Here is a 20410-nt window from a genome sequence, read left to right as displayed (position 1 = left end):
ACGATGCGGGGTGTTCGCCGCTCGCAGCGTGTGCCGCCGCGGTGGTGTCGGACCTGACCGGTGCGCCAACTGCCTCGAAATGCAGATGCCCTGATCAAGATCACGGCATACACGCTTTGGACCCGCGGATGCAGCCGGTCGGTGAACCGGCGGTTCGACGCGGACTCGGAAGCTACGGGCGGCCGGCGAAGCGGCCGAGCAGCTCGACGTGACCGGCGACGATGAGCAGATCCTGTTTGCCCACGCGGGTCGTCGGATCGGCGTAGGTGAAGTCGCGGCCGGGGCTCTTGATGCCCACGATCGTCACTCCGTACTTGTCGCGGACACCGGACTCGCTGAGAGTGAAGCCCTGGATCTCCCGCGGCGGCCGCATCTTCACCACGGCGAAATGGCCCTCATCGAACTCGATGTACTCCATCATCCGGGAGCTGACCAGGTGGGCGACGCGGCGACCTGCGTCCGACTCCGGGTAGAGCACATGGTGGGCGCCGATGCGGTGGAGGATCTTGCCGTGCGACGGCGAGATCGCCTTCGCCCACACCTGCGAAACGCCCAGGTCGACGAGGTTGGCGGTCGTGAGCACGCTGTCTTCGATCGAGGTTCCGATCCCGACGACGGCAGTCGAGAAGTCACCGGCACCGACCTGCCGCAGTGCGTCGATGTTCGTCGAATCGGCTTCGACGACGTGCGTGAGTTTGCCGCTCCAATCCTTGACGAGCTCGGGGTTGTGCTCGATGGCCATGACCTCGCGCCCCAGGCGGGCAAGAGTCGCCGCGGTCGAGGACCCGAAACGCCCCAGTCCGATGACCAGGATTGAAGTGTGTTCGTTAGCCAACGACCGGCCTTTCCTCGGGGTAGCGGTACAGGCGCACCGAATCCTGCATAGACAGTGCAGCCGCCAGTGTAATCGTACCGAGTCGACCGATGAGCATGATCACCGACAGAACATAGAGTCCCGAATCCGGCGAGGTCGCCGACACCCCGGAGCTCAGACCCACGGTGCCGAATGCGGAGATCACCTCGAACAGCACCCGATCGAGCGGTTCCGCACTGATCTGCAGCATCGTCAGGGTGCCGATGAAGACGATCATCGCACCGGTGAGCAGAATCGAGATCGACAGTTTGATCGTCGACGACGTCAGCCGCCGACCGAACACGTGCACGTCCTGCAGACCCCTGGCCTCGGCATACGCAGCGAGGACAAGCACGGCCACCGTCGTCACCTTGATTCCGCCTGCTGTCGACGACGAACCGCCGCCGATGAACATCATGAGGTCCATGAGCAGATGCGACGCCTGGCTCATGTCCGCGACCTCCATCGTCGAGAAGCCGCCGGACCGGGGCATGACCGCCATGAACAGCACTTCGACGAAGGTATGGCCGGCATTCTTATCGCCCAGGGTCGCCGGGTTCGCCGACTCGAACAGCGCCAACAGGAGCAGACCGATCGCCAGCACCGTCGTCGTGGTCGTCAATGTCAGCTTCGTATGCAGATCCCAGCGGCTGGGCCGGTTCCAGAACATCGCGACCATGAGCACGACGGGGAACCCCAGCGACCCGACGAACACCCCCGCCATGAGCAGGGACAGAATCCACGGATCCGAGGCGAAGTACGCCGCACCGCCTTCGTGGATGGTGAAACCGGCGTTGTTGAACGCCGAGATCGAGTAGAACACCGAGTACCAGATGGAGTCGCCGAGCGATTCCCCGCGGATGAGGAACCGTGGGAACAGCAGCACCGCGAGGATCGACTCGGCGGTGAAGATGGTGATGACCACTGTCTTGAGCAGCGAGCCGACCTGACCCAGATTGAGCGCCGAGGTGGCCTGCTGAGCGATCAGGCGCTGCCGGACTCCCAGCCTCCTGGAGACCGCCATGCCCAGCACCGAGGCGAGGGTGAGGATTCCGAGACCGCCGACCTGGATGCCGGCGGTGATGACCGAGATCCCGAAGTCCGACCAGTACTCCTCCGTGACGACCGGGGTCAGTCCGGTCACGCACACGGCTGAGACCGCCACGAACACCGAGTTCGCGATGTGCGTGGCCTGATCGACCGAACCGGGGTCGCGCATGCTCGCCGGCAGCATCAGCAGGATCGCGAACGCCGCGACGACGGCGACGAAGGACCCGATCGCCAATCGAGCCGGTGAGGCCACGGCGAGGTCGTCGACGAAGTCACGGACCCACCGGCCCGGCTTCAGCAGCCGATCGAAGCGCGGCGAGGAATTCTTGGACACAAGCACCATGGTAGAGCCGGTGGCCCCGGAATCGGCGCAAGTGAGCTGTGCCATATAGCATGGTGGGCATGGCCGAAAATGATGTGTATGTCGTTTGGGACGACGAAGTGACCGGTTACAACTTCGGTCCCAGCCACCCCATGCACCCTCTCAGGCTCGACCTGACAGCGAAGCTCGCCGAGGACTTCGGACTCTTCGACGCAGACAACGTCCACGTCAATCCCATCGGTGAGATCGATGAGGCGAAGCTCGCCCGCCTCCACGACCCCGACTACATCGCCGCGGTCAAGCAGGCCGGCACCGAGGAGGGCCTCGAGGAGCAGGACGCGAACAGATACGGAATCGGCACCGAGGATGTTCCCGGGTTCGAGAATATGCACACCGCCTCGGCGCTGCTGTTCCAAGGCAGCGTCAACGCCGCGAACGCGATCATCTCCGGGGACTTTCGGCGCGCGGTGAACTTCTGCGGCGGAATGCACCACGCGATGCCCGGCAAGGCCAGCGGGTTCTGCGTCTACAACGACGCGGCCGGAGCGATCACCGAATTCCTCGACGCCGGATACGAGCGCATCGTCTACCTCGACATCGACGCCCACCACGGTGACGGTGTCGAGACGTTCTTCTGGGACGACCCGCGAGTGCTCACGATCTCGATCCACGAATCGGGGAAGTTCCTCTTCCCCGGCACCGGATTCCCCGCCGATATCGGGGGACTCAAGGCGGCCGCCTCGGCGGTGAATATCGCTCTGCCCCCGCGCACGGGCGACGCGGACTGGCTGCGCGCCTTCGACGCCACCGTCCCGCAGGTCGTCGCAGCCTTCGAGCCTCAGGTCGTCGTCTCCCAACACGGGTGCGACGGTCACCGGGCGGACCCGCTGACCCATATGCGCCTGAGCGTCGACGCGATGCGCATCGCCGCCGAACGCATCCGCGACCTCGCCGTCGACCATGCCGATGGACGCTGGCTGTCCGTCGGGGGAGGGGGCTACGCGATCATCGACGTTGTGCCCCGCGCTTGGACGAACCTGCTGGCCGTCGCCGCCGGCCGCGATATCGATCCCGGAGCCCGGATCCCCGGACGCTGGGCCTCCTACGCGCAGACGAAGACCGGGCGCGAGGCGCCGCTGTCGATGACGGACGGCTTCGACGGGGCGTTCGAACCATGGTCGAAGGGGTTCGACCCCGAAGTCGAACTCGACCGTGCCGTGATGGGCACTCGGAAGAACATCTTCCCTTTCTTCGCACTCGACCCCTACTTCGACTGAGCGGGGGCTGCTTCGACTGAGCGAGATCGGTCGACGCCCGTCGACCCAGCCGAACGCGAGTCCGGCCCTGCCGTGCACGCCACCCGGGCCGAACCCGATCCCCGCGTCCGCGCGGATCGCCTGGCACCGCCGTTGTGGATCTGGACACAGTTTTGGGAAAGCAGGCGGCCAAGCGATAGAATTGCACGGTTAGTTCAATGGGTGGGCACCTGATGTTCACCCTCCACCGACAAGCACAAGGGGTACCCGAGTGGGCTCAGTCATCAAGAAGCGCCGCAAGCGTATGTCGAAGAAGAAGCACCGCAAGCAGCTTCGCAAGACACGTCACCAGCGTCGCAACAAGAAGTAAGACCCAACGGTCCTACGCCCCCGCTCGAGTGATTTCTCGGCGGGGTTTGTTGCACCCGATGAGGAGTGAGCCATGGTCGATCTGACCTTTCTCACACGTGTCGACTGCCATCTGTGCGCTGATGCGCTGCAGACCGTCACCGAGGTGGCTGCAGGCAGAGATGTGACCGTGACCGAGATCGACATCGATACGGATGACGATCTGGCCGCGCAGTACGGCTGGGACGTTCCGGTCGTTCTCCTCAACGGGCGACAACACAGTTTTCATCGAGTCGATAGGGATCGGCTGTCCAAGGCGCTCGACGCCTTGGGCGCATGAGATCGATTGAAGGAGTGAGGCGGATTCGTGGGCGAGATTCTGTCCGCCAACAGGATTGAGGGTGTCGTTCGCAAGGACGTACCCGAGCGCGTGATATCCCGACTCCCGATCTATCTGCAGACCGTCGAGACGATTGCCGCCACCGGCCAGGACACAGTTTCGTCGGAGGACCTTGCCGCCCGCAGCGGTGTGTCCCCGTCGATTCTGCGCAAAGACCTGTCCCAGCTGGGACGATCGGGAACCCGTGGGGTCGGCTACTCCTGTCCGGAGCTGGCCGCGACGCTGCGGACTTTCCTCGGCCTCGACCGCGACCGCCGCGTCGCCATCATCGGCGCCGGACGTCTCGGCTCGGCACTGGCCGATTACGCCGGATTCCGTCGGCGCGGCCTGCGCCTGACCGCCGTCTTCGACATCGACGAGGAGAAGATCGGCACCTCCATCGGTGCCCTGACCGTCTCTTCCCTGGACGACCTTCCCGCCTGGTCCGAACACATCGACCTGGTGGTCATGGCCGTCCCCGCAGCCGCGGCACCCGCGGCGGCCCAGAAGGCCGTCGAAGCAGGTGTGCGCGGCATTCTCAACTTCTCACCCACCGTGCTCGACGCACCGGATACCGTGCGTGTCCATCAAGTCGACTTGGCCAGTGAGCTGCAAGTACTCGCATACTATTCGGCGCTGGACACGGCACCGCTCAACCCTGGTTTTGAGGAGCACAGGAATTGACTCTCTTGGTTCTCGGCATTTCACATCAGTCGGCTCCGATCGACATGCTCGATCGAATGGCCTTCGGCGCCGGTGAGGTCGGCACTCTGCGACGGGACGCCCTGGCCGGAGAGAACATCGAGGGACTCGCCGTGCTCTCGACGTGCAATCGCCTCGAACTCATCGCCGACGTCTCCGCCTTCCACGGGGGACTGGCCGACCTCGGCAACGCGCTCGTGTCGTCGATCGACAAAGAATGGTCAGATATCGCCGGGCACTTCTACGCCCACTACGACCACCAGGCCATGGAGCACCTGCTCAAGGTCGCCTGTGGACTCGACTCCATGGCCATCGGCGAAGCCCAGATCCTCGGTCAGCTCCGGACGGCGTTCACGGAATCGCAGTCGGACAAGGCACTGACCTCCGAACTCTCCCAGGCGCTGCAGCAGGCGCTGCGTGTGGGCAAGCGCGCCCATTCGGAGACCGACCTCGGAGACGTCGCACGGTCCCTGTTCGGTGCAGGCATCGAGGCATCGGCCGCGCACATCGGGTCCCTGCGTGCAGCGAATGCACTCGTCATCGGCGCCGGAGCCATGTCGGGGCTCGTCGTGTCCGGGCTACACAAGGAAGGCGTCGCCCACATCACCGTGCTCAACCGGACGCTCGACAAGGCCGAACGCCTCGTCGCCGAGGTGGGCGGACGTGCCCGCGAACTCACCCCACGCATCATGGCCGAGGAGATCGCCGACGCCGACCTCATCGTCTCCTGCACCGGTGCCCGCGGAGTCGTCGTCAGCCGCGACGACATCGTCGCCGGACTCTCGCAGAACCCCAAGGGCGCGGCGAACAAGGCGTTCATCGACCTCGCCCTGCCGCACGACATCGACCCCAGCGTCCGCGAGTTCGAACATGTCGCCCTCTTCGGCCTCGGCGAGATCCGCGAACTGCTGCGCGGCTCCGATAAGGAAAGCGATGCGAAGGTCGCCGGCACCATCGACGAAGTCCGCGCCATCATCGCCGCCGAGCTGGAGAACATCGCCACCGGCAACAAGGAGCGCTCGGTCGCTCCGACCGTGACCGCTCTGCGCTCCCATGCCAAAGATGTGCTCGCCTCCGAGACACAGCGCCTGGAGAAGAAGCTCGGCGACTCCGTCGACGAGAAGGCGTTCGCAGAGATCCGCAAATCCCTGCACCGGGTGGCGGAGAAGCTCATCCACACCCCGACCGTGAAGGTCAAGGAACTCGCGGTGACCGAATCCGAGGTCGACTACGCCCAGGCTCTCATGCAGCTCTTCGACCTGCCGGTCAACAAAGTCGCCCACGCCAAGACCGCTCCGGAGACGAAGGTCGCGAAGGCCGCCAGCGCGCATCATGTCGAGGCCGACGGCATCCGCCCAGTCGCCGATCACACCCTCGACATCGTCGAACCCGAACACTTCACCGGCCGCACCGTGCGTCTGGGCACCCGCCGGTCACAGCTGGCTCGTTCCCAGTCCACGGCGATCGCCCACCAGATCGCGGCTCTGACCGGCTGGCGCGTCGAGATCGTCGAGGTCGTCACCGAGGGCGATGTCAATATGTCGCCCCTGGCCGGTTTCGGCGGCACCGGAGTCTTCGTCTCCGCCGTCCGACAGGCCCTCCACCAGGGCAAGATCGATCTGGCCGTGCACTCGCTCAAGGACCTGCCCACCACCCCCGAGGTGGGAATCCAGATGGCAGCCATCCCGCCGCGCGTCGACCCGGCCGACGTCCTCATCGGCCGCGACGGACTGAGCCTGAACGACCTGCCCTCCGGGTCCGTCATCGGCACCGGTTCGCCGCGTCGTGCCGTTCAGCTGCGTGCCGCACGTCCCGATATCGAGGTCCGCGGAGTGCGTGGAAACGTCGACACCCGCATCGCCCATGTACGCGACGGCCGCCTCGACGCAGTCGTCCTCGCCGCCGCCGGAGTGCGTCGCATCGGGCGGCTGGCCGAGGCCACCGATTCGCTCAACTTCGATGTCATGCTCCCGGCCCCGGGCCAGGGAGCCTTGGCGGTCGAGACTCGCAGCGCCGACAGCGCCTTCGCCACCACTGCGGACATCCTCGACAGCGACGCCGAGGTGCGGGCGGCTCTGCGCCGGATCCACGACCAGACGACCGACCTCGCCGTGACCTGCGAGCGCGCGATCCTCTCCCGTGCCGAAGCCGGCTGTTCGGCTCCGATCGGCGCGCTGGCGAAGATCGAGGGCACCGAGTTCATCGTCGACGCCGTGATGGCCGATGATGACGGCAAGCTCGCCCGCACGCGTCAGAGCACCGAGCTGCCCGCCCTGCTCGACGTCGACTGGAGCAGCACCGGCGAGCAGCAGCTGTCGGTGACCGCGAAGGAACTCGCCCGTATCGCCGACGAACTCGGCACCGCAGCGGCCGAGGATCTGCTGGGACGCCTCGGCATCGACCCGGCCGCCAGCGCCGAACACCTCACCCCCGTCAAGGCTCAGGAGCAGGGATGAACAGCGAACCGACAACGGGCCAGGTGCAGCCGCGCCGACTCCTGCCGGCTGCTCCGCGCGTCGTCTTCATCGGCAGCGGGCCCGGCGAATCGGGTCTGATGACGATGCGCGGCGCCGAGATCCTCGCCACCGCCGAAACCGTCGTCTATGACGCCGATGTGCACTCGGAGATCGTCACCGCCTATGTGCCGCAGGCCGCAACGCTCATCGATGCCGCCGACCTCGGAGTCGCCGCCTCGACCCGAGGTCGCCGCATGGCCGAACTCGCCCGCCCGGACAAGACCGTGGTGCGGCTGAGCTCGGACGACGGAATCATCTTCACCACGACGACAGCGGAAGCCGGAGTCTGCCGCAAGGAACAGGTCGAGGTCGAAATCGTGCCCGGAGTGGGACTCTCCGCCTCGACGGCTGCCTACACCGGAACGGCTCTGACGACCAACCGCGTCCGGTCGGTGCGTTTCATCGAAGCCGGACCGCAGACCCATGTCGACGTCTCCCGCCACCGGAACACGACCCACGTGCTCACCGGCAGCGCAGCCGCCCACGAACAGGCCATCGAAGCCCTGCTCGCCGACGGCTGGGACGAGGACACGAAGGTCCTCCTCGGATGGGGGATCTCCACCATCGAGCAGACGAGCGTGGAGACGACTTTGCAGCAGGCGCTGTCCATGGCGCAGACAGGTTCGGATCGTATGGTGGTGATCATGGGGCAGGGAGTGGAATCCAGAGGAGAGCTCAGCTGGTTCGAATCCAAACCGCTCTTCGGCTGGCAGGTGCTCATCCCGCGGACGAAGGAACAGGGCACCTCCACCGCCGAAGCCCTGGCCGAGCTCGGCGCCGTCGGCACTGTGGTGCCGACCATCGCCGTGCAGCCGCCGCGCACCCCGACCCAGATGGAGAAGGCGATCCGCGGCCTCGTCGACGGATCTTACGAATGGGTCGGCTTCACCTCGGTGAACGCCGTGCGTGCCGTGCGCATGTGGTTCGAAGACTTCGGACTCGATTCCCGTTCGATGGCCGGCGTCAAGGTCGCCGCCGTGGGCGGTCGCACCGCGGCAGCGCTGGTCGACTGGGGGATCACCCCCGACCTCGTCCCCGACGGGGAGCATTCCGCACGCGGCCTGGCCGCGGCCTGGCCGGACTTCGTCGATGACATCGACCCGATGAACACGGTCCTCCTGCCTCGTGCCGATATCGCCACCGAGGTGCTTGTGGCCGGACTGCTGGAGAAGGGGTGGGACCCCGACGACGTCACCGCCTACCGCACCGTGCGCGCCTCTCCGCCGCCGGCTCCGATTCGCGAGTCGATCAAGGCCGGCGACTTCGACGCCTTCCTCTTCACCTCCTCATCGACGGTGCGCAACCTCGTCGGCATCGCCGGCAAACCCGCCCCCACCTCGGTGATCTGCTGCATCGGCCCGGCAACAGCGAACACTGCAGCCGAACACGGACTGCGCGTCGACGTCCTCGCCGAGGAAGCCAACCTCACCTCTCTCATCGACGGTCTCGTCGAATTCGCACTCACCCAGCGCGCCGATGACGTGGAAGCCGGGATCTCCCCGCAGCGTCCGAGCCAGAAGCGCCGCAGAAGGAAGGCCTGACATGTCATTGGTTCCCGGAACCGTCCGTCCCCGTCGGCTGCGGTCGACCCCAGCCCTGCGTCGCCTCGTCTCCGAGGTGCGACTCCACCCGACCGAGCTCATCCTGCCGATGTTCGTCAAGGAGGGCCTGAGCGAACCTCTGCCGCTGGGCGGAATGCCCGGAGTCGTCCAGCACACGATGGACTCACTGCTCGAGGCAGCCCGGGAAGCGGTGGCGGCCGGAGTCGGCGGTCTCATGCTCTTCGGCATCCCCGAACACAAGGATGAGATCGGCTCACAGGCCGATGACCCCGACGGCATCCTCAACCGGGCGCTGTCGCTGCTGGCCGGCGAACTCGGCGATGACACCGTGATCATGGCGGATCTGTGCCTCGACGAATACACCTCCCACGGCCACTGCGGAGTCCTCGACGAGGCCGGTGCGGTCGACAACGACGCCACCCTCGACCGCTACGCCTCGATGGCGCTGGCCCAAGCTCGCGCCGGGGCCGAGGTGCTCGGGCTGTCAGGCATGATGGACGGCCAGGTCGCTTACTGCCGGGAAGCCCTCGACGCCGCCGGATTCACCGATACCGTCGTCATGGGCTACACCGCGAAGTACGCCTCCGCCTTCTACGGTCCCTTCCGCGAAGCCGTCGACTCCGAGCTCAAGGGCGACCGCAAGACCTACCAGCAGGATCCCGCGAACGGTCGCGAGGCGCTGCGCGAACTCGGCCTCGACCTGGCCGAAGGCGCCGACATCGTCATGGTCAAGCCGGGTCTGCCGTATCTCGACGTGCTCGCCGAGGTGGCCCAGGAATCCATCGTGCCCGTATGGACCTACCAGGTGTCCGGAGAATACGCGATGATCGAATTCGCGGCCGCCGCCGGAGCCATCGACCGGGAGAAGGCGATCGAGGAGTCCCTCATCGCTTTCAAACGTGCCGGTTCCGATGCGATCCTCACCTACTGGGCAACCGAGGTCGCCCAGCGCCTCCAGTCCGAGGCCGCAGGCCACCAGTCGAACCGCAGCGCCGACGGAGGCCGGTGATGACCGAGCCTCGCTGGCTGTCGGCAATTGACCAGAGGGCCTGGCGCAGCTACCTCAACGGCTCTCAGCTGCTCAGCACACAGCTGGACAAGGAGCTGCGTGAGAAGCACGGCATCGGTCTGCCCGAATACGAGATCCTCGTGCGTCTGTCCGAACACGACGACCGGACGATGCGGATGGCGCTGCTGGCCACCGATACGACGATGTCCCGATCGCGGCTGACCCACAGCGTCGCCCGGATGGAGAAGCGCGGACTGCTCGAACGCTCCGCCATCCCCGAGGACGGCCGAGGGGTCAACTGCGTGATGACCGAGGCCGGCTGGCAGCTGCTGCGGGCGGCGGCCCCCGACCATGTCGCCGGAGTCCGCAGCCACCTCGTCGATCTCCTCGACCCCGAGGAGATGGAGACCCTGGGACGGATCTTCACCAAAGTCTTCGACCATATGACAGACATCGACGGCTCCTGAGCCATCCCCACGCATCACTGAGAACGATCCCGGGACGAAACCCGACCCGCGAAGAATCAGAGGAGAACCATGACGACAGCAGAGACGAACGGTCACACCACCGATCGGTCCGCCGCCCTCTTCACCCGCGCCGAGGCGGTCATCCCCGGTGGAGTGAACTCCCCGGTCCGCGCGTTCAAGGCCGTCGGCGGCACCCCCCGTTTCATCACCGAGGCGACCGGTGCGTGGCTGCGCGACGCCGACGGCAACGACTACATCGACCTCATTGGATCCTGGGGTCCGATGATCATGGGCCACTCCCGCCCCGAGGTCGTCGCCGCCGTCCAGGAAGCCGCCGTCAAGGGATTCTCCTTCGGCACCCCGTCGACCGGTGAGGTCGAACTCGCCGAGGAGATCGTGCGCCGCGTCGATCCCGTCGACCAGGTGCGCCTCGTGTCCTCAGGCACCGAGGCGACGATGTCGGCGATCCGTCTGGCCCGCGGTTACACGGGACGGTCCAAGGTCGTGAAGTTCGCCGGCTGCTACCACGGTCACGTCGACTCGCTGCTGGCCCAGGCCGGCTCCGGGCTGGCCACCTTCTCTCTGCCCGACACACCCGGAGTCACCGGAGCCCAGGCACAGGACACGATCGTTGTCGACTACAACGACGCCGCCGGTCTCGAAGCCGTATTCGCCGAACACGGTGAGGACATCGCCTGCGTCATCACCGAGGCCAGTCCCGGCAATATGGGCGTCGTGCCTCCCCGCGACGGTTTCACGAACACCATCCGCCGGCTGACCAAGGCCCACGGTGCGCTGATGATCAGCGACGAAGTGATGACCGGTTTCCGCGTCTCCGCCGCCGGCTGGTACGGCTATGAGTCCGAGACTCTCGGCTACCCGGAGGGCCCGGCCGACCTGTTCACCTTCGGCAAGGTCATGGGCGGCGGCTTCCCGGCAGCGGCCTTCGGCGGTCGCGCCAAGATCATGGCCCACCTCGCCCCCTCCGGCCCCGTCTACCAGGCCGGAACGCTCTCGGGCAATCCGGTGGCCACCGCTGCCGGTCTGGCCACGCTCAAGCTGACGACCGAACTCGACGTGTACTCGCATATCGGTCGTGCCGCGGACATTCTGCGCCCGGCCGTCGCTGCAAGCCTGGAAGCTGAGGGCGTCGCCCACGTCATCCAGTCGGCGAACTCGATGTTCTCCGTGTTCTTCACCGACACCGACGTGACGAACTACGACCAGGCACGGGCTCAGAACGTCGGCCGCTACACCGCCTTCTTCAACGCCATGCTCGATCAGGGCATCCATATGCCTCCGAGCGCGTTCGAAGCCTGGTTCCTGTCCTACGCCCACACCGATGAGATCCTCGACCGGATCATCAGCGCCCTGCCGGCGGCGGCCAAGGCAGCGGCCGCGGTTCCGGAGGCCGGGATGGCGCAGTCATGACCACCATCCACCTCGTCCGCCATGGCGAAGTCGACAACCCCGACGGCATCCTCTACGGGCGTCTGCCGCATTTCGGTCTCACCGAGCGCGGACACGAGATGGCCGTGCGCGTGGCCGAGCACTTCCACGCCGCGCCCACTCGTCCGGTCGAACTCGTGGCCTCCCCGCTGCTGCGGGCACAGCAGACGATTCGTCCGCTGTCGAAGTCCCTCGACCTGCCTGTGTTCGACGACGACCGGGTCATCGAGGCGGCGAATTCCTTCGAGGGACAGAAGCTCAATGCGCGTCGGCTGGCCGAGCCGAAGAACCTGGTGCGCCTCTACAACCCTCTCACCCCGTCCTGGGGAGAGCCGTACAAGCAGATCGTGCTGCGCATGCGGGCCGCGATGGCCAGTCTGAGAGCCAAGCTCGACCTCCACGGTCCGGACGCCGAAGGAGTCATCGTCTCCCACCAGCTGCCGATCTGGATGACGCGCCTGTCGGGGGAGGGACGTTCGCTCGTCCACGACCCGCGCAGACGCGAATGTGACCTGGCTTCTATCACCAGTTTCACATTCGATTCCTCCACACTGGTGTCCGTGAGCTATGAGAGCATCTGTGCGGATCTGCAGCCGGGCACCGCGGTGGCGGGAGCATGAGCTTCGGACGCCGTTCCCTCAACCGTCGGGCCCTCTTCACCTCGGCACTCGCCGCCGGAACGGCCTTGGCGCTCAGCGCCTGCAGCGAGAACGATGAGCTGGCCGATCAGGCCGGATCCGACCAGGGGTACGTCTCCGGCTCGGGAGTCGTCTCGCAGGTGGCGGCCGAGGACCGCGGCGAACCCCTCGATCTGAGCTTCGAGACCCTCGACGGAAAGTCGATGTCCCTGGCCGATCTGCGTCCCACCCCGGTCGTCGTCAACCTCTGGTACGCGGCGTGCCCGCCGTGCCGGAAGGAAGCCCCGGACCTGAAGTCCGTGTCCGAGGAATTCGGGGACAAGGCGCAGTTCATCGGCGTCAACGTCCGTGACCAGGAGGCTGCGGCCAACGCGTTCATCCAGAATTACCAGGTGCCGTACCCGAACATGCTCGATTCGAACGGTGAGATGGTGTCTCTGCTCTCCGGAGTCCTGCCCCCGCAGGCCACCCCTTCGACGGTGGTCCTCGACGCGAAGGGCCGCGCCGCGGCTAGAGTCGTCGGTGAGATCGATGCCTCGACTCTCAAGGGACTCATCGAGGACGTGCTGGCCGAGTGAGTGGACTCGGGGCGGACTTCGCCCAGACCGTCCTCTCCGGCCCGCTGCTGCTGGCTGCCGGCGCAGCGGCCCTGGCCGGACTCGTCTCGTTCGCCTCCCCGTGCGTGCTGCCCCTGGTCCCCGGCTATGTCGGGTACGTCACCGGGCTGTCCGGATCATCGCTGAGGGACAAGCAGACGTGGCGAGTGGTCGTGGGCATCAGCCTGTTCGTCCTCGGCTTCACCGTCGTCTTCGTGCTGCTGGGGACCAGCTTCTCCGCGCTGGGAGCGCTGTTCTCCCAATGGCAGTCGGTCATCCTGCGCGTCCTCGGCGTCATCGTCATCCTTGCCGGGTTCGTGTTCATGGGCGGATTCGGTCTGCTGCAGAACGAACGTCGAATCCGCGCCAGACCGAAGGCCGGACTCTGGGGCGCACCGGTGCTCGGAGCGACCTTCGCCCTCGGATGGGCGCCCTGTGTGGGACCGACCCTGTCGGCGGTGCTGAGCATGTCTGTGAGCTTCGGCGGTGACGGGATGATCTGGCGCGGAGCGCTGTTGGCCTTCGTCTACTGTCTGGGCTTGGGCATCCCGTTCATCCTCCTGGCGCTGGCGATCCACAAGGGCGCGGGGCGACTCGTTTGGGTGCGGAAGCATCAGACCGCGATCGTGCGGGCCGGGGGCATCATGCTCATCATCCTCGGTGTGCTCATGGCCAGCGGCGTATGGAACATGTGGATGACCTCTCTGCAAGGTCTCATCAATGGATTCGAAGTGGTGATCTAGTGGCGGGCTCAACCGAAGGCTCGGAGAAGACGCAGCCGAAATCGGGTGCGAAGACGACGGCGAAGCAGGGAGACAAGCCTGCCGCGAAGTCGACCGTGACGCAGCCGCAGCTCGGGTTCATCGGCATGTGCCGGTGGGCCTGGACCCAGCTGACGACGATGCGTGTGGCACTGATCCTCTTGCTCATCCTCGCCCTGGCCTCGATCCCGGGATCTCTGTTGCCGCAGCGGATCCAGGACCCGGGCCGGGTGAACACCTTCCTGGAGAACAACGGTGGCTGGGGGCAGTTCCTCGACACGATCCAGATGTTCGACGTCTACTCCTCGGTGTGGTTCTCCGCGATCTACCTGCTGCTGATGATCTCCCTCGTCGGCTGCATCATCCCGCGCACGAAGCAGCACTGGAAGGCGATGCGCTCGTCCCCGCCCAAGGCACCGAGGCGGCTGTCCCGGATGCCCGGATACGCCGCCTTCACCTCGGCGCAGGCGGACGCAGACACCCGTGAGGATGCGGATGAGGCGTTCCTCGATGCAGCGGAGGCCCGGCTGAAGAAGTCGGGGTACCGCATCAACCGGCAGTCCGATCACATCGCCGCCGAACGCGGCTATCTCCGCGAGACCGGCAACCTCGTCTTCCACATCGCGCTGCTCATGGCGACCCTGACGATGGCGATCGGATCGCTGTTCGGCTACGAAGGTCAGCGCATCCTCGTCGAGGGGGAGACGTTCTCGAATTCGCTGGTCTCCTACGATTCCTTCGAGCCCGGCTCCTACTACGATGCCGACAATCTGCCGGATTTCCGGCTCAAGCTCGATTCCTTCACCTCCACCTTCGACGATCAGGCGGCGGGCAATCAGTTCGGTCAGCCGCGCACATTTGATGCGAAGGTGACGACGACGGCGGACGGGACGACCGAATCGCACGTCCTCAAGGTCAACGAACCGGTGCGCGTGGGCGGCGTCGGCGTCTATCTCACTGGCAACGGCTACGCCCCCGAGGTGACCGTGCGTGATGCGAAGGGCGATATCGTCCAGTCCGGTCCGCAGGTGTTCATCCCGGACGGCGGGGACCCCGGATACACGTCCGAGGGCGTCATCAAGGTCCCGGATTCGGCCGGCACGCAGATGGGCTTCGTCGGGGTGTTCCTGCCGACGGCCGCGCAGAATGAGGATGGTGAGCTGATCTCGAGCTTCGCCGAGCTGCGCAACCCCTACCTCGTGATGAGCGGGTACACCGGCGACCTCGGCCTCGATTCCGGAGTCCCGCAGTCCGTGTACTCCCTCGACGCAGAGAACATGACGGAGATGACCGACGAGTCGGGCAACCCGCTCGTCATCCAGCTCGCCGAGGGGGAGACGCAGAAGCTGCCGAACGGCGGTTCGGTGACCTTCGACGGAGTCAAGAAGTACATCGCCGTCGACATCTCCCAGGACCCGACACAGGCGCTCATGCTCATCAGCGCGATCCTTGTCCTGGCTGGGCTCGGCCTGTCCCTGTTCATTCCCCGCCGACGCGTATGGGTGCGGATCAAGAACGGCGACGCCGAGGTGGCCGCCCTGGCCCGCGGTGAGGATCCGATGGTCGAGCGTGCCGTCGATGACCTGGTCAAGGACCTGCGCGATCCGGAACCCGATGAGGGTGAGCACGGTGACGACGACGAAAGATGAACCCGAAGTACTACGCGGAGTAGAATAGCCGCGGAGTGCGCGTCGCCGGTGGCTTCGTCACGGAGTCGGCAGCGCGCGCACCGACATATGGTCAGACAGAGAGTCTGGCAGCAGCAACCTGCGACTGAAGAGCACTTCAGCGGTGCGGAGGATGAATGGACGTCAACACTGACCTCGCAATGTGGTCGAACCAGCTGATCATCTCGGCGATGATCGTCTACGCCGTCGCCATGATCTTCTACGCCTTCGATCTCTTCGGCGCGCGTGAGCTCAAGACCTCCGAAGCCGAGGTCGCCACCTCGGCCAAGGCCACCACGGTGCGGCGGACGAACCGGAAGACGGCGACGACTGCCGTCCTCGACCGGCCCGGTGATGACGACTCCGCGACGGTGAAGTCGTCCCGGAAGAACAAGCACCGGGGCGCCCGCATCGGCACCTCGCTGCTCGTGCTCGCCATGCTGCTGCACGTCGGCGGCGTGCTCACTCGTGCCCTGTCTGTCTCCCGCGTGCCGTGGGGCAACATGATGGAGTACGTCCTCACCGCCACCGCGATCACCGTCATCGTCTTCCTCGTCGTGCTGACGAAGAAGGACGTGCGCTACCTGGGAACATTCGTCTCCGGGGGAGTGCTGCTGTGCCTGGGACTGGCGATCACCGTCTTCTACACGCCTGCCGCGAAGCTCATCCCGGCGCTGGATTCGTACTGGATCGCCATCCACGTGCCGATCGCGATCCTCTCGACCTCCCTCCTCTACATCTCTGCGATCCTGGCGGTCTTCCAGATCCTGAAGAGCGTGCACGAGACCAAGGATCCGAAGTGGCTGCGGTTCCTCCACCGTCTGCCCTCGAGCACCGACCTCGAGCGGATCTCCTACCGGATCGCGGCAGTCGGCTTCATCACCTGGACGTTCACACTCATCGCCGGTGCCATCTGGGCCGAAGTGGCCTGGAGCCGTTACTGGGGCTGGGACTCCAAAGAGATCTGGACGTTCGTCGTCTGGGTCATCTACGCCGCGTACCTGCACGCTCGTGCGACCCGCGGTTGGGGCCCGACGAAGGTGGCTGTGCTCAACCTCATCGGCATCGCCTCGGTGATCTTCAACTTCACCGTCGTCAACATGTACTTCAACGGCCTGCACTCGTACTCCGGGCTCGACTGAGGCGCGGGGTCGCTCTCAAGGCCGCTCTGACGTAGCCGAATTCTGCTGACGGCCCAGTCTGAGGCGAACAGCCCATGTTTGAAACAGGGCTCTCCGCCTCAGACTGGGCCGTTTGCGTGCTGATTCGATGCCGTGATCTGGCGGCGGACGACCGTTTCGGCTCGGGCTGCTCTGAAATCACGACGTTCCTCAGTGTGTATTTCAGAGAAAGCAATGACTATTAGTTGAATCGCAGCATGGCAACGCGCCTGCGATATCGATGCCGTTGTCGAACAGCGGCAGTGCGGCGCGGCTGCGGCAGGGGGTGAGAGCGGGAAGCTGCTTGTCCGCGAAGACTTGTCTGCTTCACGGCAGCAGCTGGCAGTCGAGGGGCCTCTTACCGCGGAGACGTCTTCACACGAGGATGATCTCGCACGGCAGAGGCGTCAGCACGCGAGGATGGTCGAGCTCGCCGGAGACGTCAGAACGCGAAGATGGTCTCGCACCGATGAGGCGAAAGTGCGCCGAGGATGTGCTCAGTTCGAGCGGCCGCGGCCGTCGCCCTTGGTGCCCCGGTCATCAGAATCGGCTGACGTATCAGCGGAGGAATCAGCGGGATCGCCGTCATCTTCCGGCTTGCCAGAATCATCGCGCGGAGATTCCTTCTCGTCGTTGTCCTGAGCCGGAGGCGCATGCTTGCCGAGCTTGAGTTCGCGATCGACCTGTCGCAGATAGTCCGGATCATCATCCGGGGCGACCTGACCGCGAGGGCGGGTGCCGCGGGTGGGCTTGTCTTCCGAACCGCGTCCGAACAGATACCAGAGGATGAACCCGAGGACGGGGATGAAGAGGATGATGAGTGCCCATACGGGTTTGGGCAGGACTCGAATCAGACCCCGATCGCGCAACAGGCAATCGAAGAGTCCGTACAGTGTCACCGCTGCCGCCAGGACGATCGCGGCAATGAGTAGTCGAGCCATGCAACAAGGATAGTCCACCAACCTGAGCGCGGCCTCCAGCGGGCGGTGACAAGACTGTCACGATCGGAGGCTAAAATGAGTTCAATGCGCACCTTCTGGCTCTACACACTCGCTCGCTTCGGCCTCATCATCGCCGCCGGCCTCGTTCTGTTCCCGTTCCTCGGCTTCAATCTCGTCATGGCGATCGCCGCCATCATCATCGGCGCGCTGCTGAGCTACCTCTTGCTCGGCAAGATGCGCGCCCAAGCAGCGACCGAGATCGAAGCGAAGGTCGCCAAGCGAGCCTCCAAGCCCAAGCGCGTCGGCGCCGATGAAGCGGCAGAAGACGAGATCGTCGAGGAGCGCCTTGGAGAAGACGGCGACCAGTCCAAATGAACTTGTGGCTCAGCCGAATGAGCTGCGGCTCGGCTGAGCCGGCTCAGATCCGAATGAGCTGGGGCCTTTCAGCGCGCTGATCCTTGGAACGCCAGGCGGCTGAGCCTTGGAACGCCAGGCGTCAGCACTGAAATGCCTCAGAGTGCCAGGCCGAGACCCATCAGTGCGGAGAAGGCCAAACCGGTCAATCCAGTGGATTTGATCGGCGGAATCAGGCCAGGGCCCGTTGTGCCGCTGAGCACCGTCTTGAGTGGGTTGAGTGCTGGGACGAGGGCAAGGATCGCCAAGGCCACGGCGGGATGTCCGTCGAGGATCGCCAGCGCCAGCAGCGCGAATGGCAGCAGCACGAGCACCGCATAGGCGATGCGTGCGGCATTGTCGCCCATCCTCACGGCCAGGGTGATCTTGTCTGCCTCGATGTCTGTCGGGATATCGCGGAGGTTGTTGACCATCAGCACAGCCGAGGCCAGAGACCCGATTGCCACGGCACCGGCCCAGCCGCTGAGGCTGAGATGACCGACCTGCATCCACATCGTGCCCAAGGTCGCCACGAGCCCGAAGAACACGAACACGAAGACCTCGCCGAGGCCCATATAGCCATATGGTCGTTTGCCCCCGGTATAGAACCAGGCGGCGGCGACGGCTGCGGCTCCTACGACGAGGAACCACCAGGCCTGTGAAATGAGGATGAGCACGATGCCCGCGACTCCGGCCAGGCCGAAGAAGATGAAGGCGGCCCGTTTGACCTCGTGAGGTTCGGCCAGTCCGGTCGCGGTGAGACGGACTGGTCCGACACGTTCGTCATCGGTGCCGCGGATGCCGTCGGAGTAGTCGTTGGCGTAGTTCGAGCCGATCTGCAGGCACAGGGAGACGAGGAGAGCGAGGAATCCGCGCAGCAGGATCTGTCCGAAGCTGACGTGGTCGTCCTTGCCCGAGATGTCGTCGAGGATGAAGGCGGTGAATCCGCCGAGCGATCCGATCGCGGCGCCGGTTCCGATGAGGACGGGTGCGAGAGCCAGGGGCAGAGTTCGCAGTCGAGCTCCAGAAATCCACTGGGCGGCATCAGCCATAGTCCTCGCTCACCTTCCTGTCGAATTGTGGAGCCGTCTTATGTTACCGGTAGTTCACCGGTATGGGTATTCGCATCACGCGCGATGAGATCGGCGGCGATGCGGGCCGCCGCCTGGCGATCGGGTTTGCCGATCGACCGGTTCGGAATCTCGGCGACCGCGAAGACGAGCTGCGGCAGCAGCTGCCCCGTCATCCCGTGATCGAGGGCGTTGAGTCTCTGTGCCGATTCTTGCGGATCCTCGGCTCCGACACCACCTCCGCCGTCGGCGAGGCGAACGAGCGCGACGATCCGTCTGCCCCATTCCTCGTCGGGCACCCAGGTCACGAGCATCTCCTCGATTCCCGCCTTCTGCCAGCTCGGCAGCAGGCCGGTCTCCAGGGCGTGCGGGGAGACGTTCGTGCCCCCGGAGACGATGATGTCGTCGGCTCGACCGAGCACGCTGAGCACACCGGAGTCGATCCGGCCCAGATCGCTGGTGTGCATGATCCGCCGTCCCGCCTCGTCGACGGTGAAGGCGGGGGACTCGACCGGTCTGATGGTTCCATCGATGCCGATCTCGACGTAGCCGTCGGCGACGACGGGGCCGCTCAGATCGATCGTTCCCGCCTCGGTGATGGTGACGTCGACGCCGTCGAACGGAACCCCGTCATAGACGCAGCCGCCCGCCGTCTCGCTCATCCCGTAGGTCCGTACGATCGCCAGGCCCGCGGCCTCGGCACGCTCGAGCAGGGACGGTGAGATCGCCGCCCCGCCGAGGAGGATGTGCGTGATCCGTGCGGCTGCAGCGGTCGCCGCGTCGTCCTCGAGGATGCGGTGGAGCTGGGTGGGCACGAGCGAGGTGTACGTCGGTCGGTCGCCCGCCCGTTCCAGCAGAGTCGCGACCTCGGCGGCGAAGGACTGGGCGGTGAACCTCGCCGAGGCGGCCCTGACCGGGGCGCGGCCCGCCAGACGGGCGCGCAGTTCGACTTGGAACCCGGCGATGTGGTTGACCGGCAGGCACAGATGCCAGTCACCCGGCCCCGAGAGGAACCGTTCGGTCGCCCGGGCCGAGGTTGTCAGCGCGTCAGCTGACAACGCCACCGCTTTCGCCTTCCCTGTCGACCCGGAGGTGAAGAGGATGAGGGCCGGAGCGGGAACAGGTCCTGCCCACTTGCCGGGGGACGCCTCGGTGACGGCACCGTCCCGATCCGAGGGGAGGATGAGGATCGAGGTCCTGGTCAGTGCCCGATCAATCGCCTCGGGCAGCTCGTGAGGGCTGAGTTCGCGCATGGACACAGTTATGGGAAC

General features: G+C 65.6%; 20 protein-coding genes. 15 read left to right on the top strand and 5 right to left on the bottom strand.

Annotated features, from left to right (window positions below; translation table 11 throughout):
* Window positions 1-172 precede the first annotated feature (172 nt).
* Both ACU4IU_RS03585 and ACU4IU_RS03580 read right to left on the bottom strand, forming a co-directional pair.
* Window positions 173-835: a potassium channel family protein gene (locus tag ACU4IU_RS03585; protein ID WP_101546810.1), complete on the bottom strand. Its 663-nt coding sequence runs from the start codon at window positions 833-835 to the stop codon at window positions 173-175.
* Window positions 828-2246: a TrkH family potassium uptake protein gene (locus ACU4IU_RS03580; RefSeq protein ID WP_248283973.1), complete on the bottom strand. Its 1419-nt coding sequence runs from the start codon at window positions 2244-2246 to the stop codon at window positions 828-830. The genes ACU4IU_RS03585 and ACU4IU_RS03580 overlap by 8 nt, the downstream gene beginning before the upstream one ends.
* A gap of 59 nt (window positions 2247-2305) precedes the next feature.
* Here ACU4IU_RS03580 and ACU4IU_RS03575 point away from each other — a divergent pair, with 59 nt between their 5' ends.
* The 14 genes from ACU4IU_RS03575 to ccsB all read left to right on the top strand — a co-directional run bounded on the left by ACU4IU_RS03575 (window position 2306) and on the right by ccsB (window position 16717).
* Window positions 2306-3502, top strand: coding sequence for an acetoin utilization protein AcuC (locus ACU4IU_RS03575; RefSeq protein WP_446655885.1), 1197 nt, complete (start codon window positions 2306-2308; stop codon window positions 3500-3502).
* Between the two features lie 250 nt (window positions 3503-3752).
* The gene (locus tag ACU4IU_RS03570) at window positions 3753-3851 is read left to right on the top strand and encodes a 30S ribosomal protein bS22 (protein ID WP_009882927.1); all 99 of its coding nucleotides are present in this window, start codon (window positions 3753-3755) and stop codon (window positions 3849-3851) included.
* 72 nt (window positions 3852-3923) lie between these two features.
* Entirely contained in the window at window positions 3924-4169 is a 246-nt protein-coding gene (locus ACU4IU_RS03565) for a glutaredoxin family protein (protein WP_172173720.1), read from the top strand.
* A 27-nt stretch (window positions 4170-4196) separates the two neighbouring features.
* On the top strand, window positions 4197-4892 hold the full coding sequence (locus tag ACU4IU_RS03560; protein WP_039206526.1) for a redox-sensing transcriptional repressor Rex: 696 nt from the start codon (window positions 4197-4199) through the stop codon (window positions 4890-4892).
* On the top strand, window positions 4889-7366 hold the full coding sequence (gene hemA / locus ACU4IU_RS03555; RefSeq protein ID WP_259357110.1) for a glutamyl-tRNA reductase: 2478 nt from the start codon (window positions 4889-4891) through the stop codon (window positions 7364-7366). Before ACU4IU_RS03560 ends, hemA begins: the two co-directional genes overlap by 4 nt.
* Entirely contained in the window at window positions 7363-8967 is a 1605-nt protein-coding gene (locus ACU4IU_RS03550; protein ID WP_139907261.1) for a uroporphyrinogen-III synthase, read from the top strand. Before hemA ends, ACU4IU_RS03550 begins: the two co-directional genes overlap by 4 nt.
* A gap of 1 nt (window position 8968) precedes the next feature.
* Complete coding sequence (gene hemB / locus ACU4IU_RS03545; protein ID WP_446655884.1) at window positions 8969-9997, top strand: porphobilinogen synthase; 1029 nt, start codon at window positions 8969-8971, stop codon at window positions 9995-9997.
* The gene (locus tag ACU4IU_RS03540; RefSeq protein ID WP_181271822.1) at window positions 9997-10464 is read left to right on the top strand and encodes a MarR family winged helix-turn-helix transcriptional regulator; all 468 of its coding nucleotides are present in this window, start codon (window positions 9997-9999) and stop codon (window positions 10462-10464) included. Before hemB ends, ACU4IU_RS03540 begins: the two co-directional genes overlap by 1 nt.
* A 69-nt stretch (window positions 10465-10533) precedes the next feature.
* A complete protein-coding gene (hemL, locus tag ACU4IU_RS03535; protein WP_446655883.1) occupies window positions 10534-11895 on the top strand; it encodes a glutamate-1-semialdehyde 2,1-aminomutase in 1362 nt (453 codons plus the stop codon).
* Window positions 11892-12533, top strand: coding sequence for a histidine phosphatase family protein (locus ACU4IU_RS03530; protein WP_139907264.1), 642 nt, complete (start codon window positions 11892-11894; stop codon window positions 12531-12533). Before hemL ends, ACU4IU_RS03530 begins: the two co-directional genes overlap by 4 nt.
* Window positions 12530-13129, top strand: a complete 600-nt coding sequence (locus ACU4IU_RS03525; RefSeq protein WP_139468606.1) for a TlpA family protein disulfide reductase — start codon at window positions 12530-12532, stop codon at window positions 13127-13129. The genes ACU4IU_RS03530 and ACU4IU_RS03525 overlap by 4 nt, the downstream gene beginning before the upstream one ends.
* Window positions 13126-13890, top strand: coding sequence for a cytochrome c biogenesis CcdA family protein (locus ACU4IU_RS03520; protein ID WP_139468605.1), 765 nt, complete (start codon window positions 13126-13128; stop codon window positions 13888-13890). The genes ACU4IU_RS03525 and ACU4IU_RS03520 overlap by 4 nt, the downstream gene beginning before the upstream one ends.
* Window positions 13890-15557 (top strand): cytochrome c biogenesis protein ResB, encoded by a 1668-nt coding sequence (gene resB / locus ACU4IU_RS03515; RefSeq protein ID WP_446655882.1) that lies wholly within the window; start codon window positions 13890-13892, stop codon window positions 15555-15557. The genes ACU4IU_RS03520 and resB overlap by 1 nt, the downstream gene beginning before the upstream one ends.
* A gap of 155 nt (window positions 15558-15712) precedes the next feature.
* A complete protein-coding gene (gene ccsB / locus ACU4IU_RS03510; protein ID WP_434594348.1) occupies window positions 15713-16717 on the top strand; it encodes a c-type cytochrome biogenesis protein CcsB in 1005 nt (334 codons plus the stop codon).
* 515 nt (window positions 16718-17232) lie between these two features.
* Here ccsB and ACU4IU_RS03505 read toward each other — a convergent pair.
* On the bottom strand, window positions 17233-17676 hold the full coding sequence (locus ACU4IU_RS03505) for a PLD nuclease N-terminal domain-containing protein (protein WP_139468603.1): 444 nt from the start codon (window positions 17674-17676) through the stop codon (window positions 17233-17235).
* An 84-nt stretch (window positions 17677-17760) separates the two neighbouring features.
* Here ACU4IU_RS03505 and ACU4IU_RS03500 point away from each other — a divergent pair, with 84 nt between their 5' ends.
* Window positions 17761-18051 (top strand): DUF4229 domain-containing protein, encoded by a 291-nt coding sequence (locus ACU4IU_RS03500; RefSeq protein ID WP_101546796.1) that lies wholly within the window; start codon window positions 17761-17763, stop codon window positions 18049-18051.
* Window positions 18052-18188: 137 nt separating this feature from the next.
* Here the strand turns inward: ACU4IU_RS03500 and ACU4IU_RS03495 are convergent, their stop codons facing one another.
* Both ACU4IU_RS03495 and ACU4IU_RS03490 read right to left on the bottom strand, forming a co-directional pair.
* Complete coding sequence (locus tag ACU4IU_RS03495; protein ID WP_062861278.1) at window positions 18189-19121, bottom strand: 1,4-dihydroxy-2-naphthoate polyprenyltransferase; 933 nt, start codon at window positions 19119-19121, stop codon at window positions 18189-18191.
* 38 nt (window positions 19122-19159) lie between these two features.
* Complete coding sequence (locus tag ACU4IU_RS03490) at window positions 19160-20392, bottom strand: AMP-binding protein (protein ID WP_139468602.1); 1233 nt, start codon at window positions 20390-20392, stop codon at window positions 19160-19162.
* Window positions 20393-20410 lie beyond the last annotated feature (18 nt).

The sequence above is a fragment of the Brevibacterium sp. CSND-B09 genome (assembly GCF_052906525.1).
This window is presented reverse-complemented; position numbering and strand designations above follow the sequence as displayed.

What these genes read in the sequence shown, in the direction of transcription:
- ACU4IU_RS03580 (WP_248283973.1), bottom strand. Translation starts at nt 2,246, where the DNA reads ATGGTGCTTGTGTCCAAGAATTCCTCGCCGCGCTTCGATCGGCTGCTG.
- ACU4IU_RS03575 (WP_446655885.1), top strand. Translation starts at nt 2,306, where the DNA reads ATGGCCGAAAATGATGTGTATGTCGTTTGGGACGACGAAGTGACCGGT.
- ACU4IU_RS03565 (WP_172173720.1), top strand. Translation starts at nt 3,924, where the DNA reads ATGGTCGATCTGACCTTTCTCACACGTGTCGACTGCCATCTGTGCGCT.
- ACU4IU_RS03550 (WP_139907261.1), top strand. Translation starts at nt 7,363, where the DNA reads ATGAACAGCGAACCGACAACGGGCCAGGTGCAGCCGCGCCGACTCCTG.
- hemB (WP_446655884.1), top strand. Translation starts at nt 8,969, where the DNA reads ATGTCATTGGTTCCCGGAACCGTCCGTCCCCGTCGGCTGCGGTCGACC.
- ACU4IU_RS03540 (WP_181271822.1), top strand. Translation starts at nt 9,997, where the DNA reads ATGACCGAGCCTCGCTGGCTGTCGGCAATTGACCAGAGGGCCTGGCGC.
- hemL (WP_446655883.1), top strand. Translation starts at nt 10,534, where the DNA reads ATGACGACAGCAGAGACGAACGGTCACACCACCGATCGGTCCGCCGCC.
- ACU4IU_RS03530 (WP_139907264.1), top strand. Translation starts at nt 11,892, where the DNA reads ATGACCACCATCCACCTCGTCCGCCATGGCGAAGTCGACAACCCCGAC.
- ACU4IU_RS03525 (WP_139468606.1), top strand. Translation starts at nt 12,530, where the DNA reads ATGAGCTTCGGACGCCGTTCCCTCAACCGTCGGGCCCTCTTCACCTCG.
- ccsB (WP_434594348.1), top strand. Translation starts at nt 15,713, where the DNA reads ATGGACGTCAACACTGACCTCGCAATGTGGTCGAACCAGCTGATCATC.
- ACU4IU_RS03505 (WP_139468603.1), bottom strand. Translation starts at nt 17,676, where the DNA reads ATGGCTCGACTACTCATTGCCGCGATCGTCCTGGCGGCAGCGGTGACA.
- ACU4IU_RS03500 (WP_101546796.1), top strand. Translation starts at nt 17,761, where the DNA reads ATGCGCACCTTCTGGCTCTACACACTCGCTCGCTTCGGCCTCATCATC.
- ACU4IU_RS03495 (WP_062861278.1), bottom strand. Translation starts at nt 19,121, where the DNA reads ATGGCTGATGCCGCCCAGTGGATTTCTGGAGCTCGACTGCGAACTCTG.
- ACU4IU_RS03490 (WP_139468602.1), bottom strand. Translation starts at nt 20,392, where the DNA reads ATGCGCGAACTCAGCCCTCACGAGCTGCCCGAGGCGATTGATCGGGCA.